Source organism: Streptomyces sp. NPDC005303 (genome assembly GCF_040607335.1).
Classification (GTDB): domain Bacteria; phylum Actinomycetota; class Actinomycetes; order Streptomycetales; family Streptomycetaceae; genus Streptomyces.
In genome coordinates, this window is the sequence record NZ_JBEXGM010000030.1 from 78,810 (window position 1) to 99,457 (window position 20,648).

General features: G+C 70.3%; 15 protein-coding genes. 6 read left to right on the forward strand and 9 right to left on the reverse strand.

From position 1 onward, the window contains the following. Positions 1-6 precede the first annotated feature (6 nt). Complete coding sequence (locus tag ABZT93_RS31740) at positions 7-1,512, forward strand: long-chain fatty acid--CoA ligase (RefSeq protein WP_356111172.1); 1,506 nt, start codon at positions 7-9, stop codon at positions 1,510-1,512. A gap of 14 nt (positions 1,513-1,526) precedes the next feature. Next, entirely contained in the window at positions 1,527-1,982 is a 456-nt protein-coding gene (locus ABZT93_RS31745; RefSeq protein WP_356111174.1) for a MaoC family dehydratase, read from the forward strand. 86 nt (positions 1,983-2,068) lie between these two features. On the opposite strand, the gene ABZT93_RS31750 is transcribed toward ABZT93_RS31745, so the two are convergent. The 9 genes from ABZT93_RS31750 to ABZT93_RS31790 form a co-directional block, all read right to left on the reverse strand. Next, the gene (locus ABZT93_RS31750; protein WP_356111175.1) at positions 2,069-3,739 is read right to left on the reverse strand and encodes a histidinol-phosphatase; all 1,671 of its coding nucleotides are present in this window, start codon (positions 3,737-3,739) and stop codon (positions 2,069-2,071) included. Positions 3,740-3,763: 24 nt separating this feature from the next. After that, positions 3,764-5,590: a LamG-like jellyroll fold domain-containing protein gene (locus ABZT93_RS31755; protein WP_356111176.1), complete on the reverse strand. Its 1,827-nt coding sequence runs from the start codon at positions 5,588-5,590 to the stop codon at positions 3,764-3,766. A 39-nt stretch (positions 5,591-5,629) separates the two neighbouring features. Then, positions 5,630-8,578: a glycoside hydrolase family 2 TIM barrel-domain containing protein gene (locus ABZT93_RS31760; protein WP_356111178.1), complete on the reverse strand. Its 2,949-nt coding sequence runs from the start codon at positions 8,576-8,578 to the stop codon at positions 5,630-5,632. Further along, entirely contained in the window at positions 8,575-9,525 is a 951-nt protein-coding gene (locus ABZT93_RS31765) for an alkaline phosphatase family protein (RefSeq protein WP_356111179.1), read from the reverse strand. Before ABZT93_RS31765 ends, ABZT93_RS31760 begins: the two co-directional genes overlap by 4 nt. Beyond that, positions 9,522-9,743 carry a hypothetical protein gene (locus tag ABZT93_RS31770; protein WP_356111180.1) on the reverse strand — a complete coding sequence of 74 codons (222 nt, stop codon included), beginning with the start codon at positions 9,741-9,743 and terminating at the stop codon, positions 9,522-9,524. Before ABZT93_RS31770 ends, ABZT93_RS31765 begins: the two co-directional genes overlap by 4 nt. A gap of 27 nt (positions 9,744-9,770) precedes the next feature. Further along, positions 9,771-10,640, reverse strand: a complete 870-nt coding sequence (locus ABZT93_RS31775; RefSeq protein WP_356111182.1) for a carbohydrate ABC transporter permease — start codon at positions 10,638-10,640, stop codon at positions 9,771-9,773. Next, positions 10,637-11,611 (reverse strand): sugar ABC transporter permease, encoded by a 975-nt coding sequence (locus ABZT93_RS31780; protein ID WP_356111194.1) that lies wholly within the window; start codon positions 11,609-11,611, stop codon positions 10,637-10,639. The genes ABZT93_RS31775 and ABZT93_RS31780 overlap by 4 nt, the downstream gene beginning before the upstream one ends. Before the next feature lie 34 nt (positions 11,612-11,645). Further along, entirely contained in the window at positions 11,646-12,923 is a 1,278-nt protein-coding gene (locus tag ABZT93_RS31785; protein ID WP_356111183.1) for an extracellular solute-binding protein, read from the reverse strand. A 65-nt stretch (positions 12,924-12,988) separates the two neighbouring features. Further along, a complete protein-coding gene (locus tag ABZT93_RS31790) occupies positions 12,989-14,005 on the reverse strand; it encodes a carbohydrate kinase family protein (protein WP_356111185.1) in 1,017 nt (338 codons plus the stop codon). Between the two features lie 128 nt (positions 14,006-14,133). Here ABZT93_RS31790 and ABZT93_RS31795 point away from each other — a divergent pair, with 128 nt between their 5' ends. The 4 genes from ABZT93_RS31795 to ABZT93_RS31810 all read left to right on the forward strand — a co-directional run bounded on the left by ABZT93_RS31795 (position 14,134) and on the right by ABZT93_RS31810 (position 20,610). Then, positions 14,134-14,898 (forward strand): DeoR/GlpR family DNA-binding transcription regulator, encoded by a 765-nt coding sequence (locus ABZT93_RS31795; protein WP_356111195.1) that lies wholly within the window; start codon positions 14,134-14,136, stop codon positions 14,896-14,898. Further along, entirely contained in the window at positions 14,895-16,232 is a 1,338-nt protein-coding gene (locus tag ABZT93_RS31800; protein WP_356111187.1) for a 6-phospho-beta-glucosidase, read from the forward strand. Before ABZT93_RS31795 ends, ABZT93_RS31800 begins: the two co-directional genes overlap by 4 nt. A 76-nt stretch (positions 16,233-16,308) precedes the next feature. Beyond that, positions 16,309-19,356, forward strand: a complete 3,048-nt coding sequence (locus ABZT93_RS31805) for a glycoside hydrolase family 38 C-terminal domain-containing protein (protein WP_356111189.1) — start codon at positions 16,309-16,311, stop codon at positions 19,354-19,356. 3 nt (positions 19,357-19,359) lie between these two features. After that, positions 19,360-20,610, forward strand: a complete 1,251-nt coding sequence (locus ABZT93_RS31810; protein ID WP_356111191.1) for an alpha-L-fucosidase — start codon at positions 19,360-19,362, stop codon at positions 20,608-20,610. Positions 20,611-20,648: the final 38 nt, after the last annotated feature.

Below are 20,648 nucleotides of genomic sequence, written 5' to 3' on the forward strand. Positions count from 1 at the left end.
CCCCAGATGCGCAACGAGGGACTGGGTTCGTGGCCCGCACGCCGGGCCCGCAAGACCCCGCACCGCACCGCCCTGATCCACGGCGACACGACGGTCACCTACGCCGAGCTGCACACCCGCGTCACCCGCCTCGCGCACGCCCTGCGCGCCCGGGGCATCCGGCGCGGCGACCGGATCGCCTACCTCGGCCCGAACCACCCCTCCTACCTGGAGACGCTGTTCGCGGCCGGCACCCTCGGCGCGGTCTTCGTCCCCCTCAACACCCGCCTCGCCGGACCGGAGATCGGCTACCAGCTCTCCGACTCCGGAGCCAGGGCGCTGGTCTACGGCCCCTCGCACGCGGGGCTCGTCGCCGGGCTGCCGGGCAGCACCGACGTGCGCACGTACGTCGAAGTCGGCGCCGAGTACGAGCAGTTGCTCGCCGAGTCGCCGGCCGAGCCGATCGACGAGCCGGTCGCGCCCGACGACACCTGCATCATCATGTACACCTCGGGCACAACAGGGCGTCCCAAGGGCGCCATGCTCACCCACGGCAACCTGACGTGGAACGCGATCAACGTCCTCGTCGACACCGACCTGATCGCCGACGAACGCGCCCTGGTCTCCGCCCCGTTGTTCCACACCGCGGGCCTGAACATGCTCACGCTCCCGGTGCTGCTCAAGGGCGGAACCTGCGTCCTGGTCGAGGCCTTCGACCCCAGCGCCACCTTCGACCTGATCGAACGGCATCGGATCACCTTCATGTTCGGGGTGCCGACGATGTTCGAGCAGGTGGCGAGGCACCCGCGCTGGGCGGACGCGGACCTGTCCTCCCTGCGCATCCTGACCTGCGGCGGCTCCCCGGTGTCGACGCCCCTCATCGCCGCCTACCAGGAGCGCGGGCTGACCTTCCTCCAGGGCTACGGCATGACCGAGGCCTCGCCCGGAACCCTGTTCCTGGACGCCGAACACGCCATCAGCAAGGCGGGTTCGGCGGGTGTGCCGCACTTCTTCAGTGACGTCCGGGTGGTACGGCCGGACCTGGCGCCGGTCGACATCGACGAGACCGGCGAGGTCGTGCTCCGCGGCCCGCACGTCATGCCCGGCTACTGGGGGCTGCCCGAGGAGACCGCCGCCTCCTTCGCGGACGGCTGGTTCCGCAGCGGGGACGCGGCCCGGGTCGACGCGGACGGATACGTCTTCATCGTCGACCGCATCAAGGACATGATCATCTCGGGCGGCGAGAACATCTACCCCGCCGAGATCGAGGACCTGCTCCTCGGCCACCCGGACATCGCCGAGTGCGCGGTCATCGGCGTCCCGGACGACAAGTGGGGCGAGGTGCCGCGCGCGGTCGTCGTCCCCCGTGAGGGCGCCCTGCCCGATCCCGACGAGGTCCTGGCCTCCCTGGCCGGCCGACTCGCCAAGTACAAGATCCCCAAGTCGGTGGTGGTCGCGGACGAACTCCCGCGCACCGCCTCCGGAAAGCTCCTCAAGTCCCGGGTGCGCAAGCGCTACGGCTCCGACTCCTGAGTAAGGACAGCTACATGAGCGTCACCGTGAACGGCATCGACGAACTGAAGAAGCTCGCCGGCAGCGACCTCGGCACCAGCGAGTGGATCGAGGTCACCCAGGAGCGCATCAACACCTTCGCCGACGCCACCGGCGACCACCAGTGGATCCACGTGGACCCCGAGAAGGCGGCGGCGGGCCCCTTCGGCGCCCCCATCGCCCACGGCTACCTGACCCTGTCCCTGTTCATCCCGCTCTTCACCGAGCTGCTGGACGTCCAGGGCGTCACCACCAAGGTCAACTACGGCCTGAACAAGGTCCGTTTCCCCTCGCCGGTGAAGGTGGGCTCCCGCATCCGCCTCGTCGCCAAGCTCACGGACGTCGAGGAGGTGCCCGGCGGAGTCCAGATCACCGTCGACGGGGCCATAGAGATCGAGGGCGGCGCCAAGCCGGCGGCGGTGCTGCAGAGCCTGTCGCGGTTCTACGCCTAGGAAGTTCCTCGCGGAGGCAGGCCGTGGGGAACCGCGGGACCGTTGACTGGTCGCGCAGTTCCCCGCGCCCCTGCGGGGCGCCGACCTCAGCCGGTGACGTCGACGAAGACGGGGTTCGAATAGAACCACGTGTCCGCCCACGGGTCACCGTCCCCGGGCGCGTGCGGAATCGGGCCGTGCGGGTCGACGGCGGCACCGAGGTAGCCCGTGCCGTGCCGCTTGCCGTCGCTGCCGCGCAGCCGGACGTAGAAGGACTCGTCTCCGGCGGTCAGCGGGATGCGCAGGGTGTACGTCCCCTTCCGGCCGGACACGTCCTTCGTCAGTACGACCTTGGTGTCGGGAGCCTTCCAGCCGTCCCGGTCGCTCACCGGACCGCGCACCGCGCCCCGGATCACGTCCACGTGCGCCAACTCCGGGAGGATTCCCTGGGGGTTGGGGCGCGAGGCGCTCGTGACGGTGACGTACAGCGTGATCTTCTCGCCCTTGCGGACCCGCAGCCGGCCGCCCAGCGTGACACCGCGCCCGAAGTCGCAGTCCCGCTTCACACGGACGTCGAGTCCGTCGAGCAGATGCCCGTGGTCCACCCAGACCCGGCCCGCGCGCAGGCCCGACATGACCGAGCGGTAGCCGTAGCGGGTCACGCCGACGTGGGTGCGGCTGAACTGGCCCGGCCAGAAGTCGCTGCCGGGCTGCGGGGTGTCGGTGTTCACCGGGTCGGGCAGCTTGCCGGTGTTGTCGAAGTTCTGGCCGGCCGGCCAGTCGCCGTTCTTCCAGGTGTCGAAGACGGTGCGGTGGTTGTCGGAGTTGGTGGTGATCGAGAACAGGCTGCCCTCGGCCAGCATCGAGTCCCACAGCCCGCCGACGGTCGCCGTCGCCCAGTCGAAGCCGCCGTACGTCAGATACGCGTCCGCCGGATAGCCCGACCAGGACTGCGCCGACGGCTTGTTCTCGTACTCGCCGCGGATCGACGTGGCGCTGCGCCAGCCGGGGATCGCCGCGCCCTGGGCGCCCGGTGCGCCCTCCATACCGATCATGATCTCGGGGGCCGCGTCCCGCCAGCCCCGCATCTCGTGCGGGGAGTCGATGCCGAGCCGCAGCGGGTGGTTGGCGAGGACGAGGACGTCGTCCACGTAACCCGAACGGCGCTGCTCGGCCAGCCACTTGATCGCCTTGACGGCGTGGGCCTCGTTGCGGGCGGTGTCGGCGGCGCCCGCGGAGCCCTCGGTGTAGCCGAGGAGCTTTCCGTCGTAGGCCAGTTCGAACTGTGTGAGCAGGTCGGTCTCGTGCGGGCCGGGGGCGGCGAACACCGTGCAGTGCTCGGCGGCCGGGATGTACCACTCCAGGCCCTGGAAGATGAGCTGGCGCGGGTTCTCCGCGCGGGCCCTGACGATCTCCGCGTGCTCCAGCTTGGCGCCGTAGGAGGCGTGTCCGAAGTTGGAGTGCTCGTTGAAGACCATCCAGTCGAGGCCGTACTTCGCGGCGGCCTTCGCCTGCTGGGAGAAGGTGTACTTGGCGTCGTGGCTGTACACCGAGTGCACATGGTGGTCGCCCACCAGGTAGGCGAGGCGGGGGTCCTCGCCGCCGAAGTGCCGCTGGTCGGAGGAGGCGAAGGCGGGGGTCGCCGCAGAGCCCAGGGCGAACGCGGCCCCGAACAGGCCGGCGCGGCGCAGGAGTCCACGTCTCGACACGCCCTGCGCGTCGAGGTCGGCGGGGTTGACGGACGGGTCGGCCCAGGAGGGCAGTTGCTGCTCGGTCATGGTGATCCCAGTCGGTGAGTCGGGTCAGTGCGTCATGAAGGAGGTGACGGGCAGCGCCCGCGACACGATCCGGACGTCGCCGAGCCGTCCGTGGAAGATCTGGTCGATCTTGTCGGCGTAGGTGTAGCCGCCCAGCAGCCAGGGCTCGCCGACCGAGGTGATCCCGACGGCGGACGCCTTCGGGTTGCGGACCACCGGGCAGCCCTGGACGTACAGCGTGGTGTGCTTTCCGTCGTTGACGACGGCGAGGTGCCACCAGGTCTCCAGCGGAGTCTCCTGGCCCCAGTTGGTGGCGATGCCCTCCTGGTTGAGCGGCCGCATCGCCCACTGAGGTTCACGGTCGTTGGACAGCGAGAGTGTCGCGAGCGGTTCGTCGGGGTCGTCCGCGGTCTTGCCCGCCGCGCCGCCCGTGCCCCGCCGGCTGACCAGCCCCGCCCAGGCGTTGTGGTCCGGGTCCCAGTCGGCGGGCATGCGGTAGAACACCTCGATGGTGTAACCGCCCTTGAACTCCGCCGAGTTGAGCGGCGCCCTGTCGACCGTCTGCAGGTAGGCGCCCTTCAGCGGCGACTTGTAGCCCTGGAACTCCAGGCTGCCGTGACCGGGCTGGTCGGGGTGATGGTCTGCGGACCAGCCCAGCGAGCCGCCGCCCACCGACACGACGGTGAGGTCGTTGCCGCGGCCGGAGAGGTCGCGGACCGTGCCGGAGACCGCCGAATCGAAGCGCCAGTACGCCGCCGTCCCCGGTATCAGCATCTTCGACGCCGGTCGCGCCGCCCGCGCGGGCACCGGGTCGAAGCCGGCGAACCGCGAGGCGAAGTCGATGTCGACGGTGAACCGGTCGGCGTCGCCGCTGAGTTCGATCTCCTGCCGCTCCAGCTCGTTGAGGCCCTTCCCGGCGCGGCCGAGGATCCACGGGGAGACCGTCTCCACGTCGATCACCCCGCGGTCGAGGTCGAAGCGGTACAGGCGGATCATGGCCGCGCCGCCGAAGTACCGGTTCTGGTAGTTCGTCAGGTGCAGGTGGACGTCGTTGCCCGCCGTGTTCTTGCGGACCGCCCGACCGGCGGGCCAGTAGTGGCCGTTGAGGGTGAGGAAGATCTGGTCGTGGTCCTTGACCAGCTGGTCCCACAGCTGCTGCCCGTACGCCGACAGGCTGTCGTCCTCGACGACCAGCTCGTGCGTGGTCAGGACGACCGGGGTCCTCGGGTGGGCGGCCAGGACGCTCTTCGCCCAGGCGTACCCCTTGTCCGATAGCCGCCAGTCCAGGGCGAGCACCATCCACTCGCGGCCCGCGGCCCGGAAGAGGTGGTACGTGTTGTAGCCGTCGGGCGAGGCACCCCCGAACGTCCTGTGGCCCTTGAAGCGGTCGGGACCGAACACGTCCAGGTACGGTGTCGCGCCGCGCTGGTCGGTGGTGGAGGACCTCACGTCGTGGTTGCCCGCCAGGACGCTGTAGCCGACCCCGCGCCGGTCGAGCAGCCGGAACGCGTCACCGATCGCGGCGAACTCGGCCGCCGCCCCGTTCTGGGTGAGGTCGCCGAGGTGGGACAGGAAGACGATGTTCTCGTCCTTCCCGTGCTCCAGCAGATACCGCAGCGAGGCCTCCACGGGCGCCTTGTCGATGCTCGGCCCGTCGAAGAGGTACTGCGTGTCGGGCATGACGGCGAGCGTGAACCGCCGGCTCTCGGTGTCCGGGCGCCAGGACGAACCCGAGGCGGCCTCGGCCACCGCGGGCAGTGCGACCCCGGCCGTGGCGGCCGCGCCCAGCAGTGCCGTCGCCCGCAGGAAACCGCGCCGTCCGGCACCGGCCTGCGCGGCCTCGCCCTGATCGTGCTCATGCGAAGTACACACGTGTGCTCCGTAACAAGGGAAGTGAGGAAGAAGGGGGACTCAGAGCGCGCGCAGGGTCCAGCTCCAGCGATGGACGCCCGGCGCGACGAGATAGGAGGCGAAGGTGTCAGGGCCGCACGAGGCGGTGCCGAGGCCACGGTGGGCCGCGTCGATGTGCACCACACAGCCCGCCCTCGGGACGAGTTCGTCGTGGTGCGTCACGTCGGTCAGGTCCGTGGCGCGGTACCGGCTCACGCCGACCTGGCGCGGTTCGTCCAGGACGACCGAGAGGCCGGTGGCGTCCGGAGCGGAGAGCGTGAAATGCCGTACACCGTGCCGGCCGCCGCTCTCCTGCGGGCGCAGATAGGGGGTGAACAACTCGTCCACGGGCACCGAGTGATGGCCGACCGGCGCCCCGAAGCTCCGGTCCGGATACGACTCCCAGGGGCCCTGTCCGTACCACTCCATCAGGTCGAGCCCGGGGATCGTCTCGAAGACGGAGCCCACCCGTGCCACGTCGTCGAGCTCCTCCGGCAGCTCCGCCGACTCCTCCACATGGATCCCGCCCTCGACGGCGGTGAGGACCTGCACATGGCGGACGACACCGGCCTCACAGGCGTACTCGGCGCGGACGGTGACCCGTCCGGAGGTCTGCCGTATGTGCGCGACCTTGCGCACCAGCGCGTCGAGGCCCCAGCCGCGCCAGCGCGGTGCCATGCCGCCGAGCTCGTCGTTGTCGGTGGGCGCCCGCCACAGGGAGAGCGTGGGGGCCGAGGTGAGCAGCGGGTGGACCAGGAGTCCGTCGTCATCGACCTTGACGGAACGATTCCGCACGACCGCGGGAGCCTGCGGCACCGCCTCCCGCAGCCGGACCTGCGGCACACACACCACCGTGCCGCGCGGCGCCCACGGTTCGTCCCCGGCGGTCGTCACCCGCAGCGTCAGCCACGCCTCGCCGCCGTCCTCGGGCAGCTCGAACGGCAGCGGCACGGCCGCCGTCTCACCGGGCCGCAGATCGGGCAGCTCGGCGAGCGCGGTCAGGGTGCGGCCGTCGGCCAGGGACAGCTCCCACTCGGCGGCCAGCCAGGCCAGGCTCCGGAAGTGCTGGTGGTTGCCGAGGACGATGCCCTCGTGCCGGAAGCACTCGATGCGCACCGGCGCCGCGATCTCCCGGTGCTCGTACATCACCGGCTTGGGCGTGCGGTCGGGGAAGACCACGCCGTCCGCGATGAAGGCGCCGTCGTGGTTCGTCTCGCCGAAGTCGCCGCCGTACGCCCAGCGGTGGCCGGGCGCGGCGACAGCGTTGTCATAGAGTCCGGCGCCCCCACGCCCGACCGGTCTGCCGTCGTTCACACGTTGCAGAATGCCGTGGTCCCAGAACTCCCAGATGAACCCGCCCTGAAGACCCGGCGTTGACTCGATGGCCGCCCAATGGTCCGCGAGCGTGCCGTTGCTGTTGCCCATGGCGTGCGAGTACTCGCACCAGATGAGCGGCTTGGTCTGCCGCCCGGAGAGCGCGTGCTCCACGCACTCCTCCAGCGAGGCGTACATGGGACAGGCGACGTCGGTGGCATCGTCGGGGGCCGCCCAGTCGAGCTTGGCGGCCCCCTCGTACTGGACCGGCCGGGTCGGATCGTGCCGCCGTACCCAGCCGGCGGCCGCGTCGTGGTTGGCGCCGTAGTCGGACTCGTTGCCCAGCGACCAGACGATGACCGAGGGGTGGTTCTTGTCCCGCAGCACCATCCGCGAGACCCGGTCCACGAAGGCGTTCAGATAACGCGGGTCGTCGGCGATCTCGTGGGCGTGGTCGTGCGACTCGATGTCTGCCTCGTCGACGACGTAGAAGCCGAGCTCGTCGGCGAGGTCGTACAGCGCCGGGTCGTTCGGGTAGTGGGAGGTGCGGACCGCGTTGAACCCGAAGCGCTTCAGCGTGACCAGGTCCGCGCGCATGTCGTCGTACGACACCGTCCGCCCGGTCAGCGGGTGGAAGTCGTGCCGGTTGACGCCCCGGATGAACACCCGCTCGCCGTTGACCAGCAGATCCCGGCCGGTGATCTCGACGTCCCGGAATCCGATCCGGTGGTGTGAGGTGTCGGCGACCGTGCCGTCGGCGCGGTGCAGGCGGACGGTCAGCGCGTACAGCTCGGGCGTCTCGGCGTTCCAGGTGCGCACGTCCGTGACGCTCGTGCGGATCCTGGCCTCGCCGAGGAAGTCGGAGACCCGCTCGTCCTCGGCGTTGAACCGGTCGAACTCCGCGTCCTGGGTGAGGAGTTGACCTTCAAGCTCGCCGCTCACGTACCACCCCTCGGGCAACGCGCCCCCCGCGTCCCGCACCCTGCAGTCGACCCCCAACGAGCCGTCGAAGGAGGCCCGCACGGTCACGTCGGACAGATGCAGCGGATCCGTCGCGTACAGCAGCACGGACCGGGTGATCCCGCCGTGCCACCACTGGTCCTGGTCCTCGATGTGCGAGGCGTCCGACCACTTGACGACAGTCAGCCGTACGACGCTGCGCGCGCCGGCGCGCACCAGTCCGGTCAGGTCGAACTCGGCCGCCAGGTGGGAGTCCTTGGAGACGCCCACGGGCCGCCCGTCCACGTGCACGAGGAGCACGCTCTCCGCGGCCCCCACCCGGAGCACGATCCGGTGTCCGGCCCACTCGGCGGGGACGTCCACCTCACGCTCGTAGACCCCTGTCGGGTTGGCGGCGGGGGAGTGGGGCGGGAACTCGGGGAACGGCATGCGGACATTGAGGTACTGCGGCAGGTCGTCCGTGCCCTGCATCGTCCAGACGCCGGGGACCTGCGCCGAGGACCAGGCACCGCCGACCGGCGCGTCCGGAGCTGGCAGCAACTGGAAACGCCAGTCACCGTCCAGGGGGAGTGCTCCGGAGCGCCGGTCGACGGCGTTCATGGGCAGCCGCCCCCAGGAGGTCACCTCGGGTGCCTCCCAGGGGCGCAGGGCGATGAGGGGATCGGTGGGGCGGGGGCCGCGGGGTGCGTCGGTCATGACCGTTCCGAAGTCGGTGGTGAGGTGGGTGGTGCCGGGGCGTGGCAGGACCGTCCGAGGCCGTGCAGGACCCGGCCCTGCAGGCCCCAGGCCGGGTCGACGGGGATGCCGAGCCGGTCCAGCACGGTGGGAGCGATGTCGATGAGACGCGGTGTGTCGAGCCGGGTGCCGCCGGGCATGCCGGGCTCGGCCAGGACGACGAACACCTCGCGCTCGGCGTGGGTGTCACCGCCGTGGCCGCCGGAGTCGAGGTGCCCGTGGTCCGTGGTGACCAGCACGGTCCAGCGCTCCCGCGCGCGGGCGGGGTCGGAGCGCCGGGACGCGATGGCCGCCAGCAGCCACCCGAGGTGGGTGTCCTGGGTGAGCAGGGCACGGTCGTAGGCGAGGCTGTGCGGGCCCACGGCGTGGGCGGCCTCGTCGGTGGCGCCGAAGTACACGAACACGGCGTCGGGATCGTCCTGGCCGATCCAGCGTTCGGCGGTGCGGGCGACGAGACGGTCCGCAGTGCCGTAGCCGTCCGACTCGCCGTCGTAGCGCACCCGGCGTCCGACGGCGGGCCCGAGGGTGCCGCGCCGGATCAGCTCCGGCCAGGACACCGCGGCCGCGGTGTGCAGCCGGCGCCGGGCGGTGACGGCCCGGCTGAGGAAATCGGGGTAGCGGCCGTAGTCGGCCCCGGCGAAGTCGTTGCCGCGTACTCCGTGCCGGTCGGGCCACACCCCGGTCAGCACACTCGACCAGCCGGGCCCGGAGTCGGTGTAGGCCATGCTGGTGGACGGCCCGTCCGGGGCCTGGCCGTCCACCTCGCCGTAGGGCAGCAGGCTGGTGCCGTGGGCACCCTCCGCCATGAGCCCGTGCAGCACGGGTGCCACGGCCGGGGAGCGGGTGAGCAGGTCGTAGCGCAGCCCGTCCATGCCCACGACGAGCACTTTGCCGTTGTCGTGGTTCACGGTCTGCCCCTTTCTCCCGGTAGCGGGTCGGCCGGCCTGGACTTGGTGTGGGCCGGGGTTTGGCCGTCCACTTCGCCGTGGGGGAGCAGGCTGGTGCCGTGGGCGCCCGCGGCCATGAGCCCGTGGAGGACGGGCGCCGCGGCCGGCGAGCGGGTCAGCAGGTCGTAGCGCAGCCCGTCCATGCCCACGACGAGCACCTTGCCGACGTCGTGGCTCATCGCCCACCCCTTTCTCCCGGCAGCGGGTCAGCTGCCCTGGACCGCTCCCTCGGTGGCGCCCGCGATGAACCCGCGGGCGAAGATGCTGAAGACGATGACCAGCGGGAGCGCCGCCATCAGGACACCGGCCATGACCATGCTGTAGTCGGTGGTGTGGCCGACGTTGAGCTGGGCGAGCTCCACCTGGAGGGTGACGTGGCCCGGGTCGGTGAGCACGACGAGCGGCCAGATGTAGTCGTTCCAGCAGTTGACGAAGGCGTAGATGGCGAGGAACGACAGCGCGGGCCTGATCATCGGCAGCGCGATGTTCCAGTACTGCCGGAAGAACCCGGCGCCGTCGATGCGCGCGGCGTCCAGGAGTTCGTCGGGCACGCCGTTCTGGATGTACTGGTGCAGCCAGAAGATGCCGAAGGCGTTGGCGAGGGAGGGCAGGGCGAGTGCCTTGAGCATCCCGACCCAGCCGATCTTCGACATCAGGATGAACTGCGGCAGGATCGCCAGCTGGAGCGGCAGCATCATGAACAGCAGCAGCGTGCCGAAGAGCAGCTTGCGCCCGGGGAAGTCGAACTTGGCGAAGGTGAAGGCCGCCAGGGAGTCGATGAACAGCACCAGGACGGTGGTGACGGTCGCGACCAGCACCGTGTTGAGCATCGACCCGAAGAAATCGATGGTGTTCAGCACGTGCCGGATGTTCTCCAGCAGGTGGGAGCCGAAGGTGAACTTCGGCGGGCTCTTGTAGATGTCCTGCGTGGTGTTGGTCGCCATGATGATCGTCCACGCGAACGGGAAGACCGAGATCAGGACGGCCACGATGAGCATGATGTGCGCGGTGAGGCCCTTGGGGCGGCGCAGCCTCCTGCCGCCCGTGGCCGGCCGCGAGGTGTCCACGGCGGTCATGCCTTCCTCCCTCGTGTGGTGATGCGCCAGTTGACGGCGACGAGGATGATGATCAGTACGAAGAAGGCCCACACGATGGCCGCGCCGTAGCCGTAGTCGTTGTTGAGGAAGGCCGACTGGTAGAAGTACAGCAAGGTCGTCAGACCCGCCTGGCCCGGGCCGCCGAGGTTGGCGTTGGCGGCGTTGCTGGCGAACAGGACCTGCGGTTCGCTGAAGCTCTGCAGGCCGTTGATGGTCGAGATGATGACGGTGAACAGGATGATCGGCCGCATGATCGGGATGGTGATCTGGAAGAACGTGCGGATCGGTCCCGCACCGTCCATCTTCGCCGCCTCGTAGATCGAGTTCGGGATCGCCTGCAGGCCGGCCAGATAGATGATCATGTTGTAGCCGGTCCACTGCCAGGTCATCAGCAGCGAGATGACCACCTTGATCAGCCACGGGTTGCTCAGCCACGGAACCGGCGAGATGCCGACCACGCCGAGAATCGCGTTGACCAGACCGAAGTTGTTGCTGAACACCGCACCGAAGAAGATCGCCACGGCGACGATCGAGGTCACGTTCGGCACGTACAGCGCGATGCGGTAGAAGCCCTTGAAGCGGCGCACCGAGTGCAGCAGCGTCGCCAGCGTCAGGGCGCCGAAGAGGGTCGGCACGGTGGACAGCACCCAGATCACCAGGGTGTTGCGGATCGACAGCCAGAAGACCGGGTCGTTCCACAGGAACCTGAACTGCTGCAGGCCCACGAACTGCATGGTGCCCAGGCCGTCCCAGCGCTGGAAGGCCAGGTACAGGGAGTAGAAGACGGGGAAGAAGGAGAACGCGGCGAAGATCAGGTAGAACGGCGAGATCGCCAAGTACTGCCGCCAGTACGCCAGCGGTCCGCGCCGCTTGGGCCGAGCGGCACCCGCGGGCGTGGCGCGCCGCGGGCGGAACCGGGCCGGGCCCGGCCCGCCGAGGCGCTGCGGCACCTCGGCGGAACCGATGACCGGAGGTGACGTCACCTCAGCTCACCCCCTGCCGCCGGGCGATCTGCTTGGCCTGGCTGACCGCGTCCTTCCAGGCGTCGTCGGGCTTCTTGCCCTTGGCCTCGATGTTGGTCAGTTCCGTCTTGTAGGGGGCCATGACAGCGGCGTCGGCCGGGGCCTCGTAGGCGAGCGGAACGGCCTTGGCGGCAGGACCGAAGACCTCGATGATCTTCTGTCCGCCGAAGAAGGCGTCGGGGCCCGTCATGGCCGGCGTCGTGTAGGCGGCCGGGGCGGCGGGGAAGATGGCGGCGTCGGTGAAGCCGCGGGCGTCGTTGGCGGGGCTGAGGATCCAGCTGATGATCTTGAACGCCTCTTCGGGGTTGCGGCACTGCTTGGGCAGGGCCAGGTAGGAGCCGCCCTGGTTGGCCGGTCCGACGGGCATCGGGCACACCCGCCACTTGCCCTTGGTCTGCGGGGCGGCCTGCTCGATGTCCAGCGCGTGCCAGGCCGCGCCGAGCTCGGTGAGGAGGGTCTTGCCGACGGCGGCGTTCCAGGTGTTGTCGTTGATCTTGGCGTCGAGGCCGAGGGTGTAGGGGCGCACCGAGGTGGTCCACGCGGCGCGGATGTGGTCGCCGTCGCCGATGAAGTGGTTGTCCTTGTCGATGAACCGCTGGGTGCCCTGGCCGACGGTCATGTCGAACATGGTGCCGAGGTTGTTGACGAGGTAGGTGCCGGGGTTCTTCTTCTGCAGCTCGGTGCCCAGCTGGAAGTAGTCCTCCCAGGTCTTGACCAGCGCGGCGACCTTGGCGGGGTCGGTGTCCACCCCGGCCTTGGCGAAGAAGTCCTCGCGGTAGTACATCGCGGTGGGGCCGATGTCGATCGGGAAGCCGATCTGCTTGCCGTCCTCGGTCTGGGCGAGCTTGGTCTTCCAGTCCAGGTACTGCGGCGCGAGCTTCTTGAAGCCGAGGTCGTTCAGGTCGAGGAAGCGGTTGGCGTTGGGCAGGAAGGACGCGATGTCCTCGCCCTTGATGCCGGTGATGTCGGGCACGGAGCTGCCCGCCGCGAGGGTGGTGGTGAGCTTCTGCTTGAAGTCGCCCCCTATGGACGCCGTGGTCAGCTTGATCTGGCTGCTGAAGTGGGTCTTCGCCTCCGCGACCACCTTGTCGCTGAGCGCGCCGCCCCAGTACCACAGGGTGAGGTTCTTGCCGTTCTTGGTGCCGCCCGAGCCCGAGCTGCCGCCGCAGGCGACGGTCAGTCCGGACGCGGCCGCGGTGAGCGCGGCGGCCTGGAGGAAGCCTCTACGTGAAAGGTCCACGGGTCACTCCTGTTGTTCCTGTTCGTGGTGCTGAGGGGCGTTGGACTGTGGGGGCGTGGTGAGGGTCAGTGCTGCCGCGGCGGGGTGACCGGGGCGTGGCGCACCGGCGGTCCGACGTCCGCCGGCAGCCGGTCGGCGAGGAAGCCGTAGGTTCTGCGCAGGTCGGGGTCGGTGAGGGAGCGCCACCAGCGGTCGACGCCGTACCAGCCGGGCGCCGCGAGAGCGCCACCGTGGTGCTGGACGGACAGGCCGGCCGCGAGGACGGCGAACCGCAGCCGTTCCTCCAGCGGCCAGCCGCCGAGCGAGGCCGCGACGAAGCTCGCGCCGAAGACGTCACCGGCGCCCGTCGCGTCCAGGACGTCGACGTGGAGGGCCGGGACCTCCGCGTACTCCCCGGTGGTCTGGTCGACGGCCACCGCTCCGTCCCCGCCGCGGGTGACGACCGCGACCGGCACCAGCTCGGAGAGCGTGCCGAGCGCGGCGACGGCGCTGTCGGTTCGGGTGTAGGCCATCGCCTCGGTCTCGTTCGGGACGAAGGCGTGGCACAGGGCCAGCTGGTCCAGGAGGTCCTTCGACCACTCCTGGGTGGGATCCCAGCCGACGTCGGCGTAGATGTGGGTGCCGTTCGCGGCGGCCTTGGCGAGCCAGGCGCGCGGCTCGGCCTCCAGGTGGACGAGGGCCGTACGCGCCTCGGGCGGGTCGCCCATCAAAGCGTCCTGGGAGTACGGCGGTTCCTGCCCGTGGGTGACAAGGGCCCGGTCGTGACCGCTGGCGAGTGCGACGGTGACGGGGGTGTGCCAGCCGTTCGCGACCTGGGAGAGCGAGACGTCGACGCCTTCCTGGGCTGCGAGGACCTCCTGGCAGTAGGCACCGTAGAAGTCGTCGCCGAAGACCGTGGCCAGTGAGGTCCTGAGGCCGAAGCGGGACGCGGCGACCGCCAGGTTGGCGATGCCGCCGGGGCCGCAGCCCATGCCGGCCGTCCAGATCTCCTCGCCGGGCGTCGGCGGCTTCCCGAGCCCGGTGAGGACGAGGTCGTAGAAGAGCAGCCCGGTCAGGAGCACGTCGGGCCTGTCGTCGTCCACGCGATGAGCCTCTCGTCAAAACTCGTCAATTTCGATGACCGGAATCGTGCGCTGATCCGAGAGATTGGTCAATACCCGAGCAGAACTGAGCATGGATTTGATTGAAGATGACGAGTAGTGTTCACGCCGTGCTGGCAGAACGACGACACCAACTCATCCTGCGGGCCCTGCGCTCCGGCGGCCCCGCATCCGTGACCGATCTCTCCGAGCAGCTGGGTGTGAGCCCCGCCACGATCAGGCGCGACCTGGTCAAACTCGAGGAGGACGGGCTGCTCACGCGTGTCCACGGCGGCGCCGTCGTGGACGAGGGCGACCAGCCCTTCGCCGAGGTCGCCGAGGTGCGGGTGTCCGAGAAGGACGCCATAGCCGAGCGCGCCGCCGCCATGGTCGCCGACGGCCAGTCGGTGCTGCTGGACATCGGCACCACCGCCTTCCGGCTGGCCCGGCAGCTGCACGGCCGCCGCCTCACGGTGATCACCAGCAACCTGGTGGTCTACGAGGAGCTCGCCGACGACGAGGGCATCGAGCTGGTGCTGCTCGGCGGCATGCTCCGCCGTGAGTACCGCTCCCTGGTCGGCTTCCTCACCGAGGACAATCTGCGCCAGCTGCACGCCGACTGGCTCTTCCTCGGCACCAGTGGAGTGCGTCCGGGTGGGCAGGTGATGGACACGACGGTCGTCGAGGTGCCGGTGAAGCGAGCCATGATCAAGGCCGGCGACAAGGTCGTCCTGCTCGCCGACGCCGCCAAGTTCCCGGGTACGGGCATGGCGAAGGTCTGTGGTCCCGAGGACCTGGACGTGGTGATCACGAACGCCCCGGCCGACCCGGTGACCCGCTCCTCGCTGGAGGAGGCGGGCGTCGAGGTGGTCGAGGCAGGAAAGGTGCAAGAGTGAAGCTGACGATTCTGGGCGGCGGCGGGTTCCGCGTGCCGCTCGTGTACGGCGCCCTCCTCGGGGACCGCGGCGAGGGCAGGGTCAGCGAGGTCGTGCTGCACGACCTGGACGCCGGACGGCTGTCCGCGGTGACCCGGGTCCTCGCCGAGCAGGCCGCCCGGGTCGAGGACGCCCCACGGGTGAGCGCCACGACCGACCTCGACGAGGCCCTGCGCGGCGCCGACTTCGTTTTCTCCGCCATCCGCGTCGGCGGCCTTGAGGGCCGTGCCGACGACGAGCGGGTGGCCCTCGCGGAAGGCGTCCTCGGGCAGGAGACGGTCGGCGCGGGCGGCATCGCCTACGGCCTGCGCACGGTCCCCGTGGCCGTGGACATCGCCCGGCGTGTGGCCCGCCTCGCCCCCGACGCCTGGGTCATCAACTTCACCAACCCGGCGGGCCTGGTCACCGAGGCCATGTCCCGCCACCTCGGCGACCGCGTCATCGGCATCTGTGACTCCCCGGTCGGCCTCGGCCGCCGTATCGCCCGGGTGCTCGGCGCCGACCCGAACGAGGCGTGGATCGACTACGTCGGCCTCAACCACCTCGGCTGGGTCCGCGGCCTGAAGATCGCCGGCCGGGACGAGCTGCCCCGCCTGCTCGCCGACCCCGACCTGCTCGGCTCCTTCGAGGAGGGCAAGCTCTTCGGCGTCGACTGGCTCCAGTCGCTCGGCGCGATCCCCAACGAGTACCTGCACTACTACTACTTCAACCGCGAGGCCGTCCGCGCCTACCAGCAGGCTGAGAAGACCCGCGGCGCCTTCCTCGCCGACCAGCAGGGACGGTTCTACGACGAGGTCGGCGCCCCCGGTGTCAAGGCGCTGGACGTCTGGGACCGCACCCGCGCCGAGCGCGAGGCCACCTACATGTCCGAGAACCGGGAGACGGCCGGCGCCGGCGAGCGCGACGCCGACGACCTCTCCGGCGGCTACGAGAAGGTCGCCCTCGCCCTGATGCGGGCCATCGCGCGCGACGAGCGCACCACCCTGATCCTCAACGTCCGCAACCAGAACACGCTCTCCGTGCTCGACCACGACGCCGTCATCGAGGTGCCCTGCCTGGTCGACGCCAACGGTGCCCACCCGGTCTCCGTCGCCCCGCTGCCCGACCACGCCACCGGTCTGGTCTGCTCGGTGAAGGCGGTCGAGCGCGAGGTGCTGGCCGCCGCCGAGTCCGCCTCGCGCGCGACCGCGGTGAAGGCCTTCGCGCTGCACCCGCTGGTCGACTCCGTCAATGTCGCCCGCAAACTGGTCGAGGGCTACACCTCGGTGCACCCAGGGCTCGCGTACCTTAAGTAGCGCCCGTCTTTGGAAAGCGCTTTCCTCTCGTTCCGCAGCCCCACCAGCTGGCCCTCTCCCTCCCTGGAGACCCTTCATGCACGACGAACGCCGCCGCATCGAGGAGCGCGTCCAGCGCGCCCACGACCAGCGCATCAAGCCCGCGATCCACGCGGCCACCGTCCCCTTCGAGGTCGAGGCCTGGCAGGCGCCGGGCGAGCCGGTCTCCTTCGAGGAGGCCGTGGCCGCCCGCTACACGCCCTTCGCGATGGACACCCCGTGGGGTCCGCCCTGGGGCACCACCTGGTTCCGGATGCGCGGCCAGGTGCCCGCCGAGTGGGCCGGAAAGCGCGTCGAGGCCGTCATCGACCTCGGCTTCGTCGGCGACTGGCCCGGCAACCAGGCCGAGGCCCTGGTCCACCTGGCCGACGGCCGCCCCCTGAAGGCCGTCAATCCCCTCAACCAGTACGTCCCGATCGCCAACCCGGCGAACGGCGGCGAGCAGATCGACTACATGGTCGAGGCCGCCTCCAACCCGGACATCCTCAAGGACAACTTCTCGAAGATCACGCCGATGGGCGACAAGCTCACGGCCGGCTCCGCGCCCCTCTACACCTTCCAGCGCGCCGATCTCGCGATCCTCGACGAGGAGGTCTTCCACCTCGACCTGGACCTCCAGGTGCTGCGCGAGCTGATGGTCCACCTCCCCGAGCACGAGCCCCGCCGTCACGAGATCCTGCACGCCCTGGACCGGGCCATGGACGCCCTCGACCTGGACGACGTCTCCGGCAGCGCCGCCGCCGTCCGCGAGGTGCTCGCACCGGTGCTGGCCAAGCCCGCCCACGCGAGCGCGCACACCGTCTCCGGGGTCGGCCACGCCCACATCGACTCCGCCTGGCTGTGGCCGATCCGCGAGACCAAGCGCAAGACGTCCCGCACCTTCTCCAACGTCACCGCGCTCGCCGACGAGTACGACGACTTCATCTTCGCCTGCTCCCAGGCCCAGCAGTACGAGTGGGTGCGCGACAACTACCCGCACGTGTGGGCCCGCATCCAGGAGTCCGTGAAGAAGGGCCAGTGGGCCCCGGTGGGCGGCATGTGGGTCGAGGCGGACGGCAACCTGCCCGGCGGCGAGGCCATCGCCCGCCAGCTCATCCACGGCAAGCGGTTCTTCATCGAGCACTTCGGCGTCGAGACCAAGGGCGTGTGGCTGCCGGACTCCTTCGGCTACACGGCCGCCTACCCGCAGCTCGCCAAACTCGCCGGCAACGACTGGTTCCTCACCCAGAAGATCTCCTGGAACCAGACCAACAAGTTCCCCCACCACACCTTCTGGTGGGAGGGCATCGACGGCACCCGCATCTTCACCCACTTCCCGCCCGTCGACACCTACAACGCCCGCTTCAGCGGCGAGGAGATGGACCGCGCGGTCCGCAACTACTCGGAGAAGGGCGGCGGGCAGCGCTCCCTGGCCCCCTTCGGCTGGGGCGACGGCGGTGGCGGCCCCACCCGCGAGATCATGGAGCGGGCCCGCCGCCTCGCCGACCTGGAGGGCTCCCCGAAGGTCGTCGTCGAGCACCCCGACGAGTTCTTCGCCAAGGCCCGCGAGGAGTACCCCGACGCCCCGGTCTGGGTCGGCGAGCTCTACCTGGAGCTGCACCGCGCCACCTACACCTCCCAGGCCCGAACCAAGCAGGGCAACCGCCGCTCCGAGCACAAGCTGCGCGAGGCGGAGCTGTGGGCGACGACGGCCGCGCTGCACGCGCCGGGCTACTCCTACCCGTACGAGAAGCTCGACCGGCTGTGGAAGACGGTCCTGCTCCACCAGTTCCACGACATCCTGCCGGGCTCCTCGATCGCCTGGGTGCACCGCGAGGCAGAGGCCGAATACGCCCGGGTGGCCGAGGAGTTGGAGGCGCTGACCGCCGAGGCCGTGGCCGCGCTGGGGGCCGGCGGCACCCGGGTCTTCAACACCAGCCCGTTCGACCGGGCCGAGGTGGTCCGCACGTCCGAGGGCGCTCTGGCGTACGTCGAGGTGCCCGCGAACGGCAGCGCGCCGCTGGCGGACGCGGAGCCCGCCCGGTCCGTGAAGACCGAGGGCCGGATCCTCGACAACGGCCTGGTGCGCGTGGAGGTCGCGGAGGACGGCACGCTCTCGTCCGTCCGGGATCTGCGCTGTGACCGGGAGGTGCTGGGCGACAAGGGCAACCTGCTCCGCCTGCACACCGACCTCCCGAACTACTGGGACGCCTGGGACATCGACAAGCACTACAAGAACCGGTACACGGACCTCCTGGAGCCCACCTCGGTCGAGGTCGTCTCCGAGGACCCGCTGCTCGGCGCGATCCGCGTGACGCGGTCCTTCGGCAAGGGCTCGACGATCACCCAGACCATCACCCTGCGCGCCGACAGCCCCCGCATCGACTTCGAGACCGACATCGACTGGCACGAGGCCGAGAAGATCCTCAAGGCCGCCTTCCCGGTGGACGTCAGGGCCGCGCACTCCTCCGCGGAGATCCAGTTCGGCCACGTCCAGCGCCCCACGCACACCAACACCAGCTGGGAGGCGGCCCGTTTCGAGGTCTCCGGGCACCGCTGGGTGCACGTCGGCGAACCGGGCTACGGCGTCGCCGTGCTGAACGACTCCACCTACGGCCACGACGTCTCCCGTACGGTCCGTGAGGACGGCGGTACGACGACCACGGTCCGGCTCAGCCTGGTCCGCGCCCCGCGCATCCCGGACCCGGAGGCCGACCAGGGCAGGCACCGCTTCACCTACTCGCTGCTGCCCGGCGCGAGCATCGAGGACACCGTCGCCGAGGGCTACTCCCTCAACCTCCCGCTCCGGGTGGCGGACGCGGCCGGAGCCCCCGAGCCGGTCGTCTCGGTCGACGGCCACGGCGTCACCGTCGAGGCGGTCAAGCTCGCCGACGACGGCTCCGGTGATGTGGTGGTCCGTCTCTACGAGTCGGGCGGCGGCCGCGCCCAGGGTGTGCTGCGCACCGGCTTTCCGCTGGCCGGCGCTCGGATCACCGACCTGCTGGAGCGCCCGTTGGAGGACGAGACGGCCGAGGTCACCGACGGCGGCGTGCGGGTCTCGCTGCGGCCCTTCCAGGTGCTGACGCTCCGGCTGCGGAGGAGCTGACCCGTGCCGATGCAACCCTGGTTCACCGACGCCAAGTTGGGGATCTTCATCCACTGGGGCATCTATGCCGTGGACGGCGTCCAGGAGTCCTGGTCGTTCTACGACGACATCGTCCCGCACGACCGGTACATGTCCCAGCTGGAGCGCTTCACGGGAGCCAAGTACGACCCCCGCGCGTGGGCCGACCTGTTCGCGCGGGCCGGTGCCAAGTACGCGGTGCTGACGAGCCGTCACCACGACGGCGTGGCCCTGTGGGACACCGAGTACGGCGACCTCAACCTCGGCAAGGACTACGTCGGCCCGTACGCCGAGGCCCTGCGCGAGAAGGACCTGAAGGTCGGCCTCTACTACTCGCACTCCGACTGGAACCACCCCGACTACGCCTCCACGCGCAAGCCGGGCCGCCCGCCGGAGCAGGAGGACAACCGCTACTCCGAGGTCGCCGCCGAGGACGAGGACCTGGCGGCCTGGGAACGGTTCATCGCCTACCGGGACGGTCAGATCCGGGAGCTCGCCTCCCGGTACCGGCCCGACCTGCTGTGGTTCGACGGCGAGTGGGAGCGCAGCGAGGAACAGTGGCGCATCCCCGAACTCGCCGCGCTCATACGGTCGTACGTGCCGGACGTCGTCTTCAACGCGCGCATGCTCTCCGAGGGCGACTACGCCACCCCCGAACAGGGCGCTCCCATCGAACCGCCCGCAGGGCCCTGGGAGTTGTGTCTGACGATCAACGACTCGTGGGGCTTCCAGCACCAGGACCACAACCACAAGTCACTCGCCCAGCTGATCCGCTACTTCACCGAGACCATCGGCGGGGGCGGCAACCTGCTGCTGGACGTCGGCCCGAGGGAGGACGGGACCATCCCCGAGCCCCAGGTCGAGCGCCTGGAGGGGCTGGGGGAGTGGATCCGCAAGCACTCCGAGGCGGTGTACGGGACCGTGCGCGGGCTGCCCGCCGGGCACCACTACGGGCCCAGCACCCTGTCCGCGGACGGCCGGACGCTCTACCTGGTGCTCTTCGACGCGCCGCGCGCCGAGATCGGGCTGCGGGGGCTGGTCACCCCGGTCCGCAAGGTCACCGTCCTCGGCACCGGTCAGGAACTGGGCCACCGGCTGGTCGGCGGTCTCCACGAGGCCGTGGGCATCGTGTGGATCGACCCGCCGGCCGAGGCGGACCTCGATCCGTACGCCACGGTGCTCAAGGTCGAGCTGGACGGGGAAGTGGAGCTGTACCGGGGGGCGGGCCGGTTCTGACCCCCGGACGGTGCCCGCCGACCTCTCGGTCGGCGGGC

Excerpts from the sequence above, each read along its gene's own strand:
- ABZT93_RS31745 (WP_356111174.1), top strand. The coding sequence starts at position 1,527 with ATGAGCGTCACCGTGAACGGCATCGACGAACTGAAGAAGCTCGCCGGC.
- ABZT93_RS31775 (WP_356111182.1), bottom strand. The coding sequence starts at position 10,640 with ATGACCGCCGTGGACACCTCGCGGCCGGCCACGGGCGGCAGGAGGCTG.
- ABZT93_RS31805 (WP_356111189.1), top strand. The coding sequence starts at position 16,309 with ATGCACGACGAACGCCGCCGCATCGAGGAGCGCGTCCAGCGCGCCCAC.
- ABZT93_RS31750 (WP_356111175.1), bottom strand. The coding sequence starts at position 3,739 with ATGACCGAGCAGCAACTGCCCTCCTGGGCCGACCCGTCCGTCAACCCC.
- ABZT93_RS31760 (WP_356111178.1), bottom strand. The coding sequence starts at position 8,578 with ATGACCGACGCACCCCGCGGCCCCCGCCCCACCGATCCCCTCATCGCC.
- ABZT93_RS31770 (WP_356111180.1), bottom strand. The coding sequence starts at position 9,743 with ATGAGCCACGACGTCGGCAAGGTGCTCGTCGTGGGCATGGACGGGCTG.
- ABZT93_RS31740 (WP_356111172.1), top strand. The coding sequence starts at position 7 with ATGCGCAACGAGGGACTGGGTTCGTGGCCCGCACGCCGGGCCCGCAAG.